Origin of the sequence: Streptomyces sp. x-80 (assembly GCF_046549095.1) — a bacterium.
GTDB lineage: Bacteria > Actinomycetota > Actinomycetes > Streptomycetales > Streptomycetaceae > Streptomyces > Streptomyces celluloflavus.
Genome location: NZ_JAJPWM010000021.1, coordinates 20,144 through 37,199, shown reverse-complemented (window position 1 = coordinate 37,199; position 17,056 = coordinate 20,144). Strand labels below are relative to the sequence as shown.

General features: G+C 66.9%; 12 protein-coding genes and 2 pseudogenes. 7 read left to right on the top strand and 7 right to left on the bottom strand.

Annotated features, from left to right (window positions below):
* Positions 1-147 precede the first annotated feature (147 nt).
* Positions 148-465, bottom strand: a complete 318-nt coding sequence (locus ACLJWH_RS33155; RefSeq protein ID WP_411145588.1) for a hypothetical protein — start codon at positions 463-465, stop codon at positions 148-150.
* Between ACLJWH_RS33155 and ACLJWH_RS33150 the strand changes: the two genes are divergently transcribed.
* Positions 409-1,461: a cation diffusion facilitator family transporter gene (locus ACLJWH_RS33150; RefSeq protein ID WP_411145482.1), complete on the top strand. Its 1,053-nt coding sequence runs from the start codon at positions 409-411 to the stop codon at positions 1,459-1,461. The two genes, ACLJWH_RS33155 and ACLJWH_RS33150, sit on opposite strands and share 57 nt — an antisense overlap.
* Before the next feature lie 321 nt (positions 1,462-1,782).
* On the top strand, positions 1,783-3,243 hold the full coding sequence (locus ACLJWH_RS33145; RefSeq protein ID WP_411145481.1) for an NF041680 family putative transposase: 1,461 nt from the start codon (positions 1,783-1,785) through the stop codon (positions 3,241-3,243).
* A 492-nt stretch (positions 3,244-3,735) separates the two neighbouring features.
* Here ACLJWH_RS33145 and ACLJWH_RS33140 read toward each other — a convergent pair.
* Positions 3,736-4,013: pseudogene (locus ACLJWH_RS33140) on the bottom strand (hypothetical protein); the annotation flags it as partial.
* 72 nt (positions 4,014-4,085) lie between these two features.
* Here ACLJWH_RS33140 and ACLJWH_RS33135 point away from each other — a divergent pair.
* Positions 4,086-5,091 (top strand): annotated as a pseudogene (locus tag ACLJWH_RS33135) (IS5 family transposase).
* Between the two features lie 132 nt (positions 5,092-5,223).
* Here the strand turns inward: ACLJWH_RS33135 and ACLJWH_RS33130 are convergent.
* The gene (locus tag ACLJWH_RS33130; protein WP_411145480.1) at positions 5,224-8,109 is read right to left on the bottom strand and encodes an NACHT domain-containing protein; all 2,886 of its coding nucleotides are present in this window, start codon (positions 8,107-8,109) and stop codon (positions 5,224-5,226) included.
* A gap of 117 nt (positions 8,110-8,226) precedes the next feature.
* Between ACLJWH_RS33130 and ACLJWH_RS33125 the strand changes: the two genes are divergently transcribed.
* From ACLJWH_RS33125 to ACLJWH_RS33110, 4 genes are all read left to right on the top strand, one after another.
* A complete protein-coding gene (locus tag ACLJWH_RS33125; RefSeq protein WP_411145479.1) occupies positions 8,227-8,436 on the top strand; it encodes a hypothetical protein in 210 nt (69 codons plus the stop codon).
* Positions 8,437-9,393: 957 nt separating this feature from the next.
* Positions 9,394-10,497, top strand: coding sequence for a helix-turn-helix domain-containing protein (locus tag ACLJWH_RS33120; RefSeq protein ID WP_411145478.1), 1,104 nt, complete (start codon positions 9,394-9,396; stop codon positions 10,495-10,497).
* A gap of 194 nt (positions 10,498-10,691) precedes the next feature.
* Positions 10,692-11,492, top strand: coding sequence for a tyrosine-type recombinase/integrase (locus ACLJWH_RS33115; protein ID WP_411145477.1), 801 nt, complete (start codon positions 10,692-10,694; stop codon positions 11,490-11,492).
* A gap of 772 nt (positions 11,493-12,264) precedes the next feature.
* Positions 12,265-13,164: a tyrosine-type recombinase/integrase gene (locus ACLJWH_RS33110; protein ID WP_411145476.1), complete on the top strand. Its 900-nt coding sequence runs from the start codon at positions 12,265-12,267 to the stop codon at positions 13,162-13,164.
* 22 nt (positions 13,165-13,186) lie between these two features.
* On the opposite strand, the gene ACLJWH_RS33105 is transcribed toward ACLJWH_RS33110, so the two are convergent.
* The 4 genes from ACLJWH_RS33105 to ACLJWH_RS33090 all read right to left on the bottom strand — a co-directional run bounded on the left by ACLJWH_RS33105 (position 13,187) and on the right by ACLJWH_RS33090 (position 16,942).
* Complete coding sequence (locus tag ACLJWH_RS33105) at positions 13,187-14,329, bottom strand: Fic family protein (RefSeq protein ID WP_411145475.1); 1,143 nt, start codon at positions 14,327-14,329, stop codon at positions 13,187-13,189.
* Positions 14,330-14,378: 49 nt separating this feature from the next.
* Positions 14,379-15,065, bottom strand: a complete 687-nt coding sequence (locus ACLJWH_RS33100) for a hypothetical protein (RefSeq protein WP_411145474.1) — start codon at positions 15,063-15,065, stop codon at positions 14,379-14,381.
* Positions 15,062-15,580 (bottom strand): hypothetical protein, encoded by a 519-nt coding sequence (locus ACLJWH_RS33095; protein ID WP_411145473.1) that lies wholly within the window; start codon positions 15,578-15,580, stop codon positions 15,062-15,064. Before ACLJWH_RS33095 ends, ACLJWH_RS33100 begins: the two co-directional genes overlap by 4 nt.
* A gap of 135 nt (positions 15,581-15,715) precedes the next feature.
* On the bottom strand, positions 15,716-16,942 hold the full coding sequence (locus tag ACLJWH_RS33090) for a DNA sulfur modification protein DndB (RefSeq protein WP_411145472.1): 1,227 nt from the start codon (positions 16,940-16,942) through the stop codon (positions 15,716-15,718).
* Positions 16,943-17,056: the final 114 nt, after the last annotated feature.

The following is a 17,056-nucleotide window of genomic DNA, read 5'->3' as shown; positions in this document are numbered from 1 at the left end:
AATGGAGTAGGTACTTCCCCGCGTCCACCTCCCACCGCGCGGCCCCTCCCTCCGCTGCGCGGCCTCCCTCCCCTCCTCCCTCCCTCCGTTGCTCTGCCCCACGTCGAAAGGCGGACTCTCGTGAGCGATCAGCACGGACACGCCCACTCACCGCAACAGCGCCACGGGCACAGCCAGGATCCCGGCCAGGACCGCCGCGATCCCGTCCACGACCATCGCGATCAGGGCCAGGACCGCCGTGATCAGGGCCAGGACCTTCGCGATCAGCGCTACGACCACCACGGTCACGGTCACGGTCACGGCCGTGGCCACGGCCACGGCCACCCGCACGGCGGCGGCCATCAGCCTGCGGGGCGCCGGTCCGCAGCCCGCCCCTGGACACGTTGGCGCCACCGGAGCGCACACCTCATGGGCGCACACCTCATGGGCGCACACCTCATGGGCGCACACCTCATGGGCACGCACCTCATGAGATTGCACCTCCTGCGACCGCACTCCCACGAGTCCGTCGACAAGATCGACCGGGCGGTGGAGTCCTCCGCCCGGGGCATGCGCGCGCTGTGGACATCGCTTGCCGTCCTGGGCGCGACGGCGCTCGCACAGGGCGCGGTCGTGGCCCTGTCCGGGTCGGTGGCCCTATTGGGCGACACCGTCCACAACGCCGCCGACGCCCTGACCGCCCTGCCGCTCGGCGTCGCCTTCGTCCTCGGGCGCAAGGCGGCGAACCGCCGGTACACCTACGGCTACGGCCGGGCCGAGGATCTGGCCGGCATCGTCATCGTGCTGACGATCACAGCCTCGGCCGCGTACGCCGCCTGGACCGCGATCGACCGCCTGCTCCACCCCGAAGAGGTCAGCCATCTGCCGACGGTGGCCGTCGCCGCCGTGATCGGTTTCCTCGGCAACGAGTGGGTGGCGCGGTACCGCATCCGCGTCGGCCGCGAGATCGGTTCGGCCGCCCTGGTCGCGGACGGACTCCACGCCCGGACGGACGGCTTCACCTCCCTCGCCGTACTGATCGGCGCGGGCGGGTCCGCCATGGGCTGGCGGTCGGCCGACCCGATCGTGGGCCTGGCCATCACCGTGGCGATCCTGCTGGTACTGCGTGACGTCGCACGCGAGGTGTTCCGCCGGGTGATGGACGCCGTCGACCCCGCACTGGTCGACACCGCGGAACAGGCACTCCTGGCAGTCCCCGGCGTCCGCGCCGTGGGCGAACTGCGGCTGCGCTGGATCGGACACAGACTGCGCGCGGAGACGGCCATCGTCGTCAGCGACGACCTGAACCTCCGCGCGGCACACGACGTGGCGGTCCGCGCCGAGCACGCACTGCTGCACGCCGTACCGAAACTCACCGCCGCCCTGGTCCACGCCGACCCCGCCCCGACACCGGACGCACCGGACCCCCACGCGGAACTCGCCCACCACACCGAACGAAACGAACGGCCCGCCCCGGCCTGACCCGAGCCACCGCCCTAAGGGCTGTCCCGTCATACCTGGCGGGCGCGCGACGACAGCTACGGCACCTCGCCGCGTTGTCGGAACGTCCATATACACCCAGTATGCGGACGCTCCTCCGCCGTGCGATGCACCGCATCTGACGCCGCGCGCTGATCCACCAGGTATGATGGGACAGCCCTTAGCTTTTTCTTTAACGTCCGGCGTCGAATGGCGCCTCGAACTTGATCACTCGGTTCGGTAACTGCCTTACGCCAAAGCGGCCTTCGTCTGAACATGTGCTCCGACCAAGGAACACACACGTTCAGCACGAAGGCCGTGAGGATGAGTTTGCTGCATCGCAATGCCCGGCAAGAGCCGTTGGCGGAACTGTCACGCTTCCGGGGCGAGTTCTACGCCTGTCTCACCGCTCGTTCGGATGCGCTGTTCGAGCTGGCTGACGCCATCCTGTGCGGCGACGGGCCGGTGAGATCGCTGGCCGAGCTGTCGCTGGTGGGCGAACACCGCCGCGGTCATGGCGGGCTCTATGCCGCCGTCGCCCGTGGCCGGGTCGATACCGGCCGGCTGCGGCGGACACTGGCCGCGGTACCACTGCCGCGGGCTGCCGACGGCCGGCTGGTCCTGGCCATCGACATCACCTGCTGGCTACGCCCCGATGCCCACACCTCACCGCAGCGGATCCTGTGTCACACCTACGGCCGGGGAAAGGACCAGCACATCCCTGTCCCCGGCTGGCCGTACTCGATCATCTGCGCCCTCGAGCCGGGCCGCAGTTCATGGACCGCGCCGCTGGACGCCCTCCGCCTGGCCACCGGGGACGACAGCGCCACGGTCACCGCCCGACAACTGCGTGACCTGCTCCAGCGACTGATCACCGCTGGGCAGTGGCAGGAGGGCGACCCGGACGTCCTCGTCATCGCGGACGCCGGATATGACGCACCCCGCCTTGCGTTCCTGCTGCAAGACCTGCCCGTCCAAGTACTCTCCCGGATGCGCTCGGACCGGGTCCTGCGCCGGACTGTCCCGCCCCGACAGCCACACACGATGGGCCGCCCGCCCCGGCACGGCAGCGAGTTCGTCTTCGGACAGCCCGACATCTGGGGCGCCCCGGACACCGAATCTGTCACCGACACACGTCTCTACGGCATCGCCAGGGCCCGCTCCTGGGACCGACTCCACCCCAAGCTGACCCACCGCTCCTCCTGGGCAGCCGCCGACGGCACCCTCCCGATCGTCGAAGGGACAGTGATCCGCCTGGACATCGACCACCTGCCCAGCGGAGCAACCCCCAAGCCCGTCTGGCTCTGGTGGTCAGGCACCGACGCGACTACGGCAGATGCCGACCGCCTCTGGCAGGCCTACCTGCGACGCTTCGACATCGAGCACACTTTCCGCCTGTTCAAACAGACCCTCGGCTGGACCTCCCCCAAGATCCGAACTCCCGAGGCCGCCGACCGCTGGACATGGCTGATCCTCGCCGCCTACACCCAACTTCGCCTTGCCCGCCCACTCGCAGCCGACCGGCGCCGTCCCTGGGAGAAACCCAGCCCCCCCCCGGACAGACTCACTCCCGCTCGCGTCCGCCGCGACTTCCGTCACATCCGCCCACAGACCGCTTGCCCAGCCAGAGCACCGAAACCCACCCGCCCCGGCCCCGGACGACCACCGGGCCACAGGAACACACATTCCGCACCCCGCCACGACGTGCACACACCCCGGAAAACACAGCCAGCGAAACGACAAAAGAAGAAGTCAACCACCCCGAAGCCCCGGCGCACAGGTTAAAGATCAAGTTAGGGACCCGGATCTCCACCACGAGCCCTGGCCTCGGCCACGATTCCCGATCTCAAGCACAATTCCCGGCCTCCACCACGAGTCCCGCGACCCCACCTACCAGTCCGTCAACGCTCAAGCCGGGAGATGGATGGAGGACCTCAGCAGTTGCCCTCCGCTCCCGCGGCGTCGAAGGGACCGCCGGTGAACTCCGGGAAGTTTCCGGGCGGAACACGATCCGAGCGCCGTCCGAGACCGGCCTCATTACCTCAGCCTCCACGAGGACAGGTAAGAGATTTCCGTCGCGCTTCGCGTACCCCCTCGATCTTTGCCATGAAGTCGGTGAGCGTCGCGCTCTGGACGTCGGCTGAACTCAGCCGACGCCGACACATGCGCGGTGACTTCACCCGAGAACCTCCCTCCGGCCCGTACGGACTTGCCTCGCAGGCCGTAGGGGCGGAGGCCCTGTCGAGACGCATGGCCGCCGGCTGCCGCTCTGGTGGGCTACAGGTCAGGTTGCCAGCCCAGCTGGACCAGCGAAGTGCCACGTTTGCGGGTGATGTAGTGGGCGCGGCCCGGTGGCATGGGGCGGGGCGGACGTTGGCGAGGATGTCGCCTTCGTTGGGGTCGCCGGAGAGGACGAGGGCCTGGGCGCCGAGTTCGGTGAGGCGCTGGAGGACGGGTTCGTAGAGGGCGCGGGAGATACCGGCGGTGGTGCGGATGAGGATGAAGCGGATGCCGGTGTCGCGGGCGTAGGGGAGTTTGTCGGTCAGGGCTGCTAGGGACTGTGTGAGGTTGTGATCAATCTTGGGTTCCATTCCCGTGTGGGGCCGGAACCTGGTTGGACGCTGGGTGTGACGCATAGGCAACTCGCCGACGATCAGTGGGAGTTCATCGATCCGTACCTGCCGGTAGGCGGGTTCGGGCCGTATCCCGGACGGCTGCACGAGCAGTTCGAGGGGTGATCTGGCGGTTGTGGTCCAGTGCCCAGTGGCGGGAGATGTCCGGTGAGTTCGGCCCCTGGCCGACGGTCTGCGGCCGCTTCCGCATCAGGAGGGATGCCGGCGTCTTCACCACACTGCTGGAAGGTCTGATCGCCGAGGCCGCCCCGCCCGTCGGGGATGGACAGACTTGTCCCTGGTCAGCGTGGACTCCACGACAGTCCGCGCCCATCACGACGCCGCCGGGATGTGTATCGGCGAGGAGGCCCATGGAGGCCTTGGAGGAAGCCGCTGCCGAGTAGGAGCGGGCCCGGAAAAGGGGGCAGTCTCCAGGAACAGAACGGTCAGGGCGACCAGAACGGCCCCGGGTGGGAAGGGCGGCGAAGCGTGCGGCAACGCCACAGGCTCCGGCTGGACAACGCCCTGCTCGGCAGGTCCCGAGGCGGGCTGACCAGCAAGGCCATCTCGCCGGGGACCGCAGATGCCGTCCACTGTCGCTCGTGCTCACCGCGGGACAGACCGCCGACAGTCCTCAGTTCGTCCCCGTACTCACGATGGTGCGGGTCCGCCTGCCCGTCAGCCGTCCCCGCACCCGGCCCCGTGCGGTCGCCGCAGACAAGGCCTACCCATCCCGCACCAACCGTGCCTACTTGCACAAACGCCAGATCAAGGCGGTCATCCCAGAGGAGAGGGACCAAGCCGCCAACTGGAAGAAGAAGAGCAGCCGGGGCGGCCGGACCGTCAGCCACGACACCGACCTCTACAAGGAACGGAACACCGTCGAGCGCCGGATCAACAAACTCAAGGCATGGCGGGCATCGCTACTCGATACGACAAGACACCCGAAAGCTACCTCACTGGCCTCTACCTACGCGCCTCGATGATCTGGATCAACGACCTCCTACAGGCACCCGATTGATCACCACCCCACACAGTCCGTAGTCGCCGCGTGCTTCGGCTACTACGAGGCTCGCTCCTGAATTCCGCTGCGCCACGACTACCCCCGGTACGTTCGTGGCGCTGTACCAGGAGGCTCAGCTGGAGCTCTGGGTCACGACACGATTCGTCTGTCGCCAGTGACCGTGAGCCGGTCAGCGGGGAACCGGTCAATTCCTGTCACGTGGACAGGGTTGCCGATGTGCAGTTTTAGCCCTTTGAGTGCCAGAAGCGGAGAAAGGTCAGGATTCCATCTGCTGTGGCAGCCCAGAGTTAGACGCTCCAGGTTGGGAAAGCGGTCCGGCAAGTGGTCGAGCGTGAGATCCACACCGTCGGGGTTGAGGGAGAGGGAAGTGACGCTTGGATAGCAAGGAGCGCACTGGAGATCCAGTTCGCGGGCATGGAGTGTCTTGAGGTGAGGAAGAGCAGTGAGCTCTTCGAGTTCCTTCGCTTGAAGAACATGGTTGACCGTCAGTTCCCGCAGCTCTTTCCGCTGGGCAAGCCCCTCAATGGTCACGTTGGTTTGCGGTCCCAACCACAGGGACCGCAACCCGGCGGGAAGCGGGGGTGCCTGTAGCGAGGACCAGGGGAACTGTGTGTAGAGACGAAGGACATGCAGCTGAGGCAGGCAGCGCAAGGACTCCCAGGCGAAGCCCTGAGGTACATCCGTGAGCCCCAGGTTGGTGAGGGGGTGTCCAGCCATCTCATCCAGAGAGGCTATCTGTGTGCATCCCCGTAGGGTGAGGTTTTCAAGGCGATCAAGCTTCTGGATAAAGGCCAAACTTCGGAGGCCTCGGCCTTCATCGACGTTCAAGACCTCTGTGTGCTCAGCCGACAAATGTGGCATGAGGTCGTCCTCCGTCACAGGGAGGCGGAAGCTGATGCGCCGAATCGGAGCCATGAGTTCGAGGGCTGCCAGCTGCGCGCTGTTCTTCACTGTGATGAACAGCGACTCGCCGCCACCCTGTGGGAGCAAGAAGTCGTGGACGTAATTGACTGCGTCAAAGCTCTCCCAGACATCGACGAGCCCGAACTGGTGCGCTATAGCAGGGAGCGTCGGGATGAATCGTTGCAGATAGGCGTACGCCTGGTCGCCCCCAACTGCACCGGCACAGGAAATAGATGCGCCCGCCGCCTCTGGATCGAGGCCCTCTGCGCTTCGGGGCAAGAGATCGAGAACCATCGGCCCCAGGGCGGCAAGAGCACGTGCTTCGTTCAATGAATAGGGCGGCATGAGGGCGCTCGCCCGCTGCGTGACCATCGTGCGAGCCGTGGGATTGATTTCTGTTGTGTACTGCAGACTGGCGGCAGCAAGCAGATGAAGGCGGCTCCGGTGTTCATGCTCCTTGTCGCCGCGTTCGACGAGCGCTTCAAGAAGTTCGGCACGTTCGATGGGGCGGGCGTGTGCGATAGCCATGCGCACTACGTCTTCCCACTGGGAGTCGTGCGCATGGTTGACGAGAAGCGGGAAGTCGTGGGCCTCTACGGCGGCCTTGGCGCCCAGGTAGTCCTGAAAGGTGCGGTGCACAAAGTCGATGCTCCGCGCCGTCGGCTGCCGTAGAAGGCCGCTGCGTCCGAGCAGGTGCTGAAGGATCGTCTCGGCGTCGCCTTGCTCGACTACTGCTGGCATCGCTGGCAGAAGATCCTCAATGAGGTGCACAGCCCTGGCGTAGTCCATCTCGGTCTGCTGATTGCGGATGAGCCAGTACGCCAGCCGCTGCAACAGGTGCTGCACCTGATGCCCACTCAACTCCACGTTCGAGGAGACACTGCGTTCCCGGTCGCGGCGCACCATCAGCATGGCCAAGGCCGCCTCGTACAACTCCATCCTGCTGTGTGGCAGGTGCCCACGGCGGTCGCGGTGCAACGCGCAGACCAGGGCGCACAACAGGGGGGTGGTCGACAGCTGAGCCACATCCCGCTCCGCCCGCATCGTCACGAGCAGCGAGTTCTCCAGGTCCCCCAACTGTGCCTGTTCAGCAGCCGTAGCGCCATGGCGGGCTGCCGTATGCCAGCGCTGTACGAACAGGCTGGTGTCCGCGGTACCCATCGGGCGTACGGACAACTCGCTGAAGTCGAAGGGAGCCAACCAGCCCTCGGGAACGGCGGAGGGCCGGGTCGTGACGACGAAGGCCGATTGAGGGTAGGCGTGGAGCAATTGCTCAAGCCAGTGCCTAGCCTCTTGCCGGTCTGCCTCGCGCACCTCATCGACACCGTCCACCAGCACGAGGGCACGGCCGGCGGCAAGAAGCTCATCGGCCCAGCCCGGGGGCTGGGCGCCCGCCATCGGGGCCCCCACGCAAGCCAGAAACTGGTCGGGCGACGGAAGCGCCCCGCTGCGTACGAGTGTTCTCATCGGCAGAGCGAACGGGACCAGACCGCGCCATGCGCTGAGTTCGCCGGGAAGCTTGTCCTTCGCTGTGGAGACTGCGAGCCACTGGAGCAGGGTCGTCTTTCCACTGCCTGCCAGGCCCCGGACCAACATGCGTCGTCGCGAAGCAAGAGCGCGCTCTGCCCGGCATACCACGGTCTGGTACGGCGACGATGTGTCGCTGCTGTCCCTGTGGGGTTGGTCCTCGGCGAGTTCGAGGCTGAGGTAGGCCGCGTCCAGCGGCCAGCGCGCTCGGTCCGGGCGGCTGAGGTCCAGCCCGACCACAGTGAGGTGCGAGTTCCGTTGGACGACGTAGTCGAGGTAGCGCTTCAGGAATCCGGCGGGCTTGCCCGGCCGGCGCACAACAGCGTGTGAAACGGATGGCTGCATGCGGTCGCAGGCCTTTTGGCGAAGGTCGAGCAACGGCCCGGCATCTGCCTTCAACGCCCGCGCCAACTTGAGCACCGTCTCCTCGGACGGTATATCGCGACCGTTGAGCGCTTTGCTGATCGTGGTGCGCCCTAGGCCCGTCCGTTGCAGGAGCCCCCCGACTTGCAGGCCACGCTTGACCCGTAACTTGCGTAACTGTGCCGCCAGCGTCGTCAACACGTCATCATCGGCAGCTTCCATAGCGGCGCTGACCTCCCCATTAATCCATGTAGGACCATCTTTGTTCATTGCGAACGCCGGTGAACACCGAATGCCTCAACCTCGCGGCCAACTGCTACTGCGTGTTGGGGAGAAGCGATGCACTCATCCATTGATCACCTAGTGCTGCTCTGCTTGGTCATGGCCATAGACGCCCTCTTCTGCGCCGCCGTGGCCAGCGCGACCGTGCTGCTGGCACGCAGCAGCGGGGTCAGCCTCACCGCCGCGATCCTGCGCGGAGGAGTCGCCTTCGCCGGCACGGCGACTTTGTCCCTTGCTTTCCTGACCTTTCTGCAAACCCACGTCTGATGGTTGGTCAACAGGGAAGTGCGTGTCACCTTCACCTGGGCCCGACATGGGCAGGCGCTACCCGCAGGGCTGGCCGCCGAAGAGCGATGACCATGGGCGCTGGCCGAAGTTGCTTCCCGCCTGACACGCGCTCGGCAGAAGGCCGGACTCTTGCTCCCACCTGGCGGGAGGTGGCCGCAGGCGCGGTGCGCACCGTGAGCACACGATGTGGCGTATCCCATGTGCCGACGCCTGCTCTGGGAAATCCCGACGGAGGGTGTGGAGGGTGGTCGCATCCGGAGAGGATGCGCCACCCTCGTGGGCGCCGCGCTGGAACACGGTGATGCCCGGTCCCTGTTTCATGGTGCAGCCACGACGCCAGGGGAACCTCGGCACGGGTGCCGGAGGCAGCGTTGACGAGGAGCGTGGCACCCGGTGCCCCGCTTCGGCAATGCCACCTGGACGAAAATGAATGAAACCACCGGTTCCATTTCCCCGACTTGCGTTGCCTGGCTCGTAGGCATTCTGCTCGTCCGCCTGTTCGCCATCCTCCGGTGGTGAACAGGCAGACGTCTGCGAATCAATGGCCCAGCCCAGGGGGCCACGGATTGTGATGGTCGGGTCACTGGTGAGAAGATCCAGCGGTTGGCGAGCAGACCTGGAAGTCGCCGTCAGCAGTTCACGGTGCAGCCAAATCCCGTGCCTCGCACGAGGTGTGACACAACGACAGGTAGGCACAAACATGCTTTCGTTACTCTTCCCGCTGGCCCCGGGCGGTGGTCCTTCCCAGGGACCTCTGTCAACTCCCGAGGTGGTCATCGTGCTCGTGATCATCATCGTGGCCGCAGGACTTACAGTCCTCGGGATGCCGATATGGGGCGCCTTCGAATTCATCACCGGGGCTCTCTGCGTCGCCTGTCGGACCATCAGGGCCATGCGAACATCGGGTCCGCCACTCGAAGCAGTCTGACCGCACCCATGGGACGGCGTGAGAACGCCGTTGCCGCAGACACCCGGCAGTCCGAGGCGCTCGCGCTGTGGCTACGCTCACAGCGCGAGCGCCAAGGCGTCACCTACGCGGCGATGGCCAAACTGACCGACTACCGGTTCACCGCGTCGGTGCTGTCGCGAGGCGCCAGCGGCCGCAAGGTCCCAACCCGCCGCCTGGTCCTCGCTTACGCGAAGGCATGCGACGCGGACACGGGTGAAGCGGTGCGGTTGTGGAAGGCCGCGCGCCGGGCCGAAGAAGAACGCCGTCGCGCGGGAGCCGATCCGGAGTTCCGGGATCTGGCCAGCTCGTTGCGCTCCGTGATGACCCACCCCGAGCTCATCGACAGCTTCGGCAAACTGCACGAAGCCATGGTCGAGCTGCGGGCCAGAGAAGGCCAGCCATCCCTGGGGGACCTGCAGAGTGCGGCAGGTCTGACTCCTGCCGGGCGCCACCGGCTGCCCAAGAGCAGCCTCAGCGTCATACTCCGCGGCGAGGCGGTACCCTCACGCGCCCACCTCACGGCGTTCATGGAAGCCTTGAAGGTCTCCCCGCGCAGAATCCGGCTCTGGGAGGGCGCGTGGGACCGCATCACCGAAAGCCCCACCCGGAAACGGTCACTGGCCGTCGAGATTAAAGTCCTTGAAGACCCGCCGGTCAGGAAGTCAGGTGACGGTCACGCCCCGACGGCCATCAGCACCGAGGACCTCGACTTCCTGAGGGAGCAGGTCCAGTTCGACCCCATCGGCCCCTTCGCACCAGGCGCGCAGAAGGGCCCACAGTTCGCCTACCCCCCGGCCGGCTCCACCCGTTCCGGGCTGCCCATCAGAAGGCCCCGCCGCTACGAAGGCGCCTATCAACGGCCGCCCTACGAGCCGCTGTTCATCACCCGGACGTGGACCGCCCCGCGGCGGCCTCAAAACGTCCCAGCAAGCCACTTCCCGACCGCCCAGGCAGGGGCACTGGCAGGCCCCGCGCTCCGATCTGCCACGAGCACCGTGTCCACAGCTTCGCCCAGGCGCGTAACCCGCGTGGTCGACCGCTGGTTCCCGAGAAAACTGCGTCACGACCACACACGCTGGCCGAACTACTGACTGACCAGGTACACCGGCAGGCCGGATTCTGCCGAGCAGACATCCCCGGCTGCTGCCAAATGGCGGGCGTAGTCGGCGCTCGCCTGTGCAGTGGCGCCGCTACCCAGGGACGGGGCGTCGCCTTCAGCGCGCCGGCCGCGAAGCTGGACGGGACGCCCGTGGCCGCCAGCTCGGTCCGACGGACCAAGCGCGTCTTGAACGTGCTCTTCGAGTACGCCATCAAGAAGAAGGTGCTCAAGGAGAACCCGCTGCCGAAGGGTAAGGGCGCCACGGCAGCTAAGACCTCCTCCGCCGTCGACAAACGGTCACTGCTCAACAAGGAGCAGGCCGCCAAGCTGCTCGGCTGGATCTACGCGCGGCCGAGGGGCGGCCGGCGGCTGCACGCCTTCTTCACCACGATGTACTACACCGGCGCCCGGCCCGAGGAGGTCGTGGCGATCGACGTCGGGGACGTACGCCTGCCTGACGCGGACGCCGCCGACCAGTGGGGCGAGCTGCTGCTCCACACTGCTCACCCCGAGGTCGGCAAGCAGTGGACGAACACGGGGGAGGTGCGCGAGGAGCGCGGACTCAAGGGGCGGGCCGCCGACGACACCCGTACGGCGCCCTGCCGCCCCGGACTGACGCGGATCCTCCGTGCTCACATCGAGAAGCAAGGACTGAAGCCCGGCGATCTGCTGATGCAGGGAGAGAAGGGAGGAGACCTGGCCGGGTCCGTGATCAGGCGAGCGTGGCGGCGGGCGCGGAAGGAAGTGCTCACCTCCTACGAATTCGGAACCCCCCTTGGTCGCCGCGTGTACGACCTCCGGCACACCTGCCTGACCAACTGGCTCAACGCCGGCGTTCCGGCCGCGACCGTGGCCGAGTGGGCGGGCAACAGTGTCCCCGTACTGCTGGCCACTTACGCCCGCTGCATCGACGGGCAACTCGACGACTTGAAGCACAGGATCGAGCAGGCGGGGGAGCTCCCGGATCCGGCCGCGGCGGGGGCGTGAAAACTTCTCCGCGTATTCTCCGCCGCCACCCGCAGAAACCCGGTTTCAGCCGGACACCGCCGGACGTGCCCCACCCCGTCGAGGGGCGCGTCCGGCCTCTGCGCTGGTTATTTGAAACCCCGCCTGACCAGCAAAAAGACCCTCCCCAAAGGGAGGGCCTGCGCTGGCGCCCCCGGCAGGACTCGAACCTGCGGCCAAGTGCTTAGAAGGCACCCAGTCTACTCCCGTTCCTATCCTTCTGACCTGCGCTTTTGTCGGTCTGTGACGTATCGTCAGGCTTTTCGGGGGACGCATGTGGGACGACCTTGCTCGGCCAAGTCGTCTGGTTGGGGCGGGGCGCGAGGGGGTTCGCGGGCCCCGTCTGCATCGGCGGGCCGCTAGGGCCGCGACCGCTTGAGGGGCCATGTGAGGTGTCAGCGAGGAGGGGCTCCATCGGGCACCCCCTGTCGGTGGGATCATGGAGGTAGAGCCCGCAGTACCCCCGATGCGTGCTCTCCGCGAGGTCGGCACTGAAGGCAGGGCTGGATCGTACGACTTCGCTATCCAGTTCGCGGACGCCCAGTGGCCGCGGGTTTCGGCGAACCACCGGAGGAACACCGCTCGCACGCTGATGATCGTTACGACCGCGCTGATGGACCGAGATCCACCCGGTGTCCCCTCTTGCCGGGTGCGTACGTCGCTGGATAATTGGGCATTCAATACCGGTCGCCGTGATGGCGCGCCGGAGGATGTCGCTGCGGTACTCGGTTGGGTGCGACGGCACACTCCGGCCATGGACGCCTGGACCGATCCGCTCGTGGTGCAGGACGTGTTGCTGGTACTGGGGACGCTGCTGGACGGCAGAAGGGCGGCGGCCTCATCCGTGAAGCGGCTTCGGCGGATTCTGAATTTGGTGATGAGGTACGCGATTTCCCGCGGGATTCTGGTGTCCGATCCGCTGCCCAAGGGGCGGGGGCAAATGCCGCGGACCGGTGGTGCGATTGATCGACGCCGTCTGCTCAATGCGGAGCAGGTGGCGGAGTTGCTCGACTGGATACGGAATCGGCCGCGAGGCGGGCGGAGGCTGCATGCGTTCTTCGCCACGCTGTATGCCACGGGGCTGCGGCCGGAAGAGGCCGTTGCACTGCGCGTCTCAGACGTCGTCGCGCCGGGCCCGGGGGAGAGTCAGTGGGCCGAGATCGTGGTGCACGCTGCCGAGCCTGAGATCGGGCGTACGTGGACCGATAGCGGAACCCGGCATGATCAGCGGCATCTCAAAGGCAGAGCTGAGGGTGAAACGCGCATAGTTCCGTGCCCACCCGGCCTCCTCCGCATATTGCGGGCACACATTCAGGAGGCACGCTTGCGCCCCGGCGATCGTCTCTTCTCCGGGGAGCGTGGCGGAGTCCTTGCGGGCTCCGTCTACCGCCGCACATGGGACCACGCTCGCAGCGAGATCTTGCCACCGCATGTTTACGCATCACCGACGGGACGACGTGTTTACGACCTGCGGCACACCCAACTGACGACATGGCTGAACAACGGCATCCCACCTGCTCAGGTGGCCGAATGGGCCGGCACCAGCGTGGCCATGTTGTTCGCCGCTTACGCGCAGTGCATCAGCGGCCAAGAACAAGGTCTGCGGCAGCGGCTCGACGAGATGCAGGACATCTCGGCCGGCTTGGCGGCGTAAGCGCCGACGACGGTGGGGTGGGTCAGTGCTCCCGCCGGTAGGGATCTGTGTACGGCTCCATCGACTGGCGGACCTCGTCCCGGACCGGGTCCATGAGGGGCCCGGGGGCGTAGTAGCGGGCGCGGGCCTTGCCGTGAGGGACGAGCCAGCCGCGGGCGACGAGCTCCCGGATGTCGCGGATGGCCTGCTGGTCGCTGAGGTCGGCGTCCTGCTGGTAGACGGTGCGGCGCACCTTCGCGTCCGAGAACGCGGGAAGCAGGGCGTAGACGACCCGTTCGTCCAGGCCGGCTGCTTCGACGCCTTCGACCAGGCGGGTCCAGGCTCGCGACATGACATCGAAGCGGCGCTGGGCCTGCTGGGCCTGGCGATGGTGGGCGGTCAGGCAGAACCGGATCCAGGGCCGGGTGTCCCGCTCGGGGCTCCAGTGCGGGCCGCCCACGTCTTCCAGGATCTGGTAGTAGGCGTACGTGTTCTGCCCCCGGCCGAGCCACTCCTCAATGGAGGAGAACTCGGGGGGCACCAGAGCCTCGCGAGAGAAGACCAGGGTGGACAGGGCGCGGGACATGCGCCCGTTGCCGTCCTTCCACGGATGGATCTTGACGAGATTGAGGTGTGCCATGGAGGCGCGGACGTGTACGGGTGCGTCGAGGTCGCCCTCGTTGAGCCAGTCGATGAACTCCGCCATCAGGGCAGGAACGTCCGCCTTGTCCGGAGCCGTGTAGGCGGGGACCAGGGGGTCGTCGGGGCTGGTGACGTAGACAGGTCCGTCGCGCCAGCGGCCGGGGCGTTTGTCGAGGTGGTGGCCCTGGAGCATGAAGTGCAGGCCGTTGAGCAGGCCGGCGTCGTACCGGAAGTCGTCTCCGGCGTCGGCGAGGGCCTGGATGTAGGTCATACCGCGCTGGTAGCCCTCCAGCTCGGCACGCGTCTTCTCCCCGGTCTCCAGGGGTTCCTCACCGGACATGAGGGCTTCCACGTCATCGACCGTCGCCGCGTATCCCTCGATGGTGTTCGATCCGGCGATTGCGCGGGCGGTGAGGTTGCGGCGCAGCTGGCGGGTCCAGCGTGGGGTGGCTCGGAGCATGTGCCGCAGGGAGCGGCGCATGCTCTCGATCTCTTCGAGGGCCCGCTGGTCGTCGGCGTTCAGGGAAGGGGTCGCGTACAGCACGACTCCATGACACGATAATTATGTCATGGAGTCAAGTGCGTGGTCCGAACTAGATCACCGTGGACGGAGCTGTCTTGCCGAGATAGATCTTGAACGCCTCGCGGATCTGACCGCGGGTGTAGCCGACGGTGTTGACGTTGGCCGGCACGACTTCCCGCTCGTATCCGCGCTTGCGGGCGGACAAGTACTTGACCACGCTCGATGCCCCCGTGTTGGACACGAACAGGTTGCGGGTGGTCCGCAGGTCGGCGTGCAACCCCTCGAAATTGCGCGCGTGGCCGATGCCGACCCGGCTGGCGGTGTAGTACTTGCACTCGATGGCCAGCAAGCACTTGTTGCCCCGCGGTGCCATCCGGATCTGCCGCGAGAGCGCCGCCTCGTCGGCGGGCAGGATCAGGACGTCGCACTCGTGCAGCACGCCGGAGTTCCCCTGGACCTGGACGCCGAGGTGTACCTCCAGCGCCGGGGCGCGGTCGAATTCCACCACGGCGTGGGTGTACGGGTGTGTGGTGCTGTAGAGCTGGCCGGGGCTGGTGCGGAACACCAGATTGCTGACGGCGTTCCCGTCGACGTCCCTGTAGCGGACGGAGGCTCCCAAGCTGCTCGCGGTGGAGGTTGCCAGGGAGAAGAGGTACCCCTCATAGACGTCCCAGGGCTGAGATGCGGAGGTGTAGGAGACGCCGGGGCCAGCGAGCAGGGTCTGGATCTCGTGCAGCAGAGTGCTGACGGCGCTCATCGGCTGATCTCCTCGCGCGCTTCGCGGAACAGGTTCTGAAGGTGTGCGCGGGTGTCTTCGGGAAGGCGGGTGGCGACTTCATGGGTCTGATCGCGGTGCCCGCTGAGTTCCTCGTCGGGGGCGAACCGAACGCTGCGCACGGGTGCGCGGTGCAGATCATCCTCAGCGTTCACGATCTTGAGGGTTTCCGCTTCGATCTCGGGCAGTTCCAGGAACAGCCGGCGCAGCGCGTCGAGATGCAGTTCCGTACGCTCGCGAGCGGTCATGGGGCGGGTGGTTACCACTACGGACGCCCCGCGCTTGAGGGACCTGTGAAAAGTGTCTGTGCCCATATCCGCGACGGCGAGTGCTTCGTACTCCTCGGTGGGCGTGCCGCGGCGGCGCTGAAGGAGCTTCTCCTCCGCGACGCCGGTGGCGATGGCCTCGTCGAGCTCGTCGATCAGCCAGTCGAGTCCTGCGGACCTGATGAGGTCCCTGAGCAGGTCTTCCACTTCACGCATTTCGAGTGCGTTCACTCTGTCCTCCGGTCTCACGTGGGGTGCGCATGGGCGGGGCGGCCCCGACTCGGCGGAGCCGCCCCGCCCAGGTGGGCTTCAGGATTCACGGCAGTGCACCGGGAGCTGCTGCAGCCCGGTGCGGGTGTCATTCCGTTACCAGCCCCGGATGCGGCGGCCGTGGTCCGTGTCGGGACCGAGGATCGCGTCGGCCACCCGGCCGCCGGAGTCCTTGGCGCCGCCGCCGAAGTTGAGGGTGCCGGCGGCGTTGGCGCTGGCTGCAACCCCGTCCCAGTAGCGGGCCTCACGCTCGAAGCGCACCGGCTCGAGAAGGTGCACCAGCTCATCCGAGCTCAGCCGCGTGCCGGTCGCCGCCCAACTCGTCGCCTGATGAGCAGCGATGCCGATGCCGGCGAGGACAGCGGGAGCGCTGATCGCATCACGCGCCGCGAAGTGGGGGAACAGCCCGGCGATCAGCTGCGACAGCAGCGGCACGAGTTCCCGCTCGGCCTGCTCCATGTCCACGCCGTCCGAGAGATCGGTGTCGTGCACCGTGGACGAGGACAGGTTCAGCCCCGCGCGTCCGTGCAGCGCGGTGATGACCAGGACGCGCAGCGCGGAGAGCGTGACGACCTCGGGGTCGGTCTTGGTGAGCTGCCGCTTGCGGTTCTGGACGAGCTTGGTGAGCGGTACGACCTTTCCGTCGTGCTCGACCTTGACGGTCTCAGCGATACGGTGCGCGATCTGGGTGCCGATGTCGCGCTGGTCCATGGACATGGCGAGGTTCTTGGCGACGGGTACGCCCTCGACGTTGCGGTCGTAGAAGATCTGCCGGGCATCCTGAACGCTGAGCCCGAAGTAGAGCTCGAAGGGCACCCGGACCTGGCTCAGCTGCTCGAATGTCACGCCGAACCGCTCCGGGTCGTCGTAGAGCTCATGCCAGGCCGTGACCTGGGTCTCTCCATCGATGGCCACCACGGGAGAACCCGGCAGTACCGTGATCCGGCAGATCCCGCTGCCCGCGACGAGCTCTTCGCCGACTGAGCCCGGCTGGCCGTCCAGCCAGAGCGTGATGGGCGGCGTGGACCACGCGGCACCGTGCCCGCCACTGACGCCGCTCGCGATGTAGGAGGCGTACGCGGCGACGTTCCGCCCCTTCTGCGTCGACTTCAGCATGCGCTGGACCAGGGCGCGCACCTCGGCGTGGCGGCGCACCGAACCGGACGCGTACTTCAGCGCCCGCTTGTCCTCCTCGGCCTTCGGGGAGGGGACGAGCTGCAGCAGCGTGGGCAGCCCGATGGTGCCGATGACGGCGTCCGGGCGGAAGGCGGTGACGGTGAGCTGGATGCCTTCGACGGTAGCGGTGGGCATGGCGATGGTCACGGGTTCCCCCTGGGAGTTGATGCCAGACGCTTACGGCTGGCGACATTCAGAGTTGAGCATGCCAGTGAAAGCACTGTCAAACGATTGACTTGAATCTGGATGCGTGTAATCTCT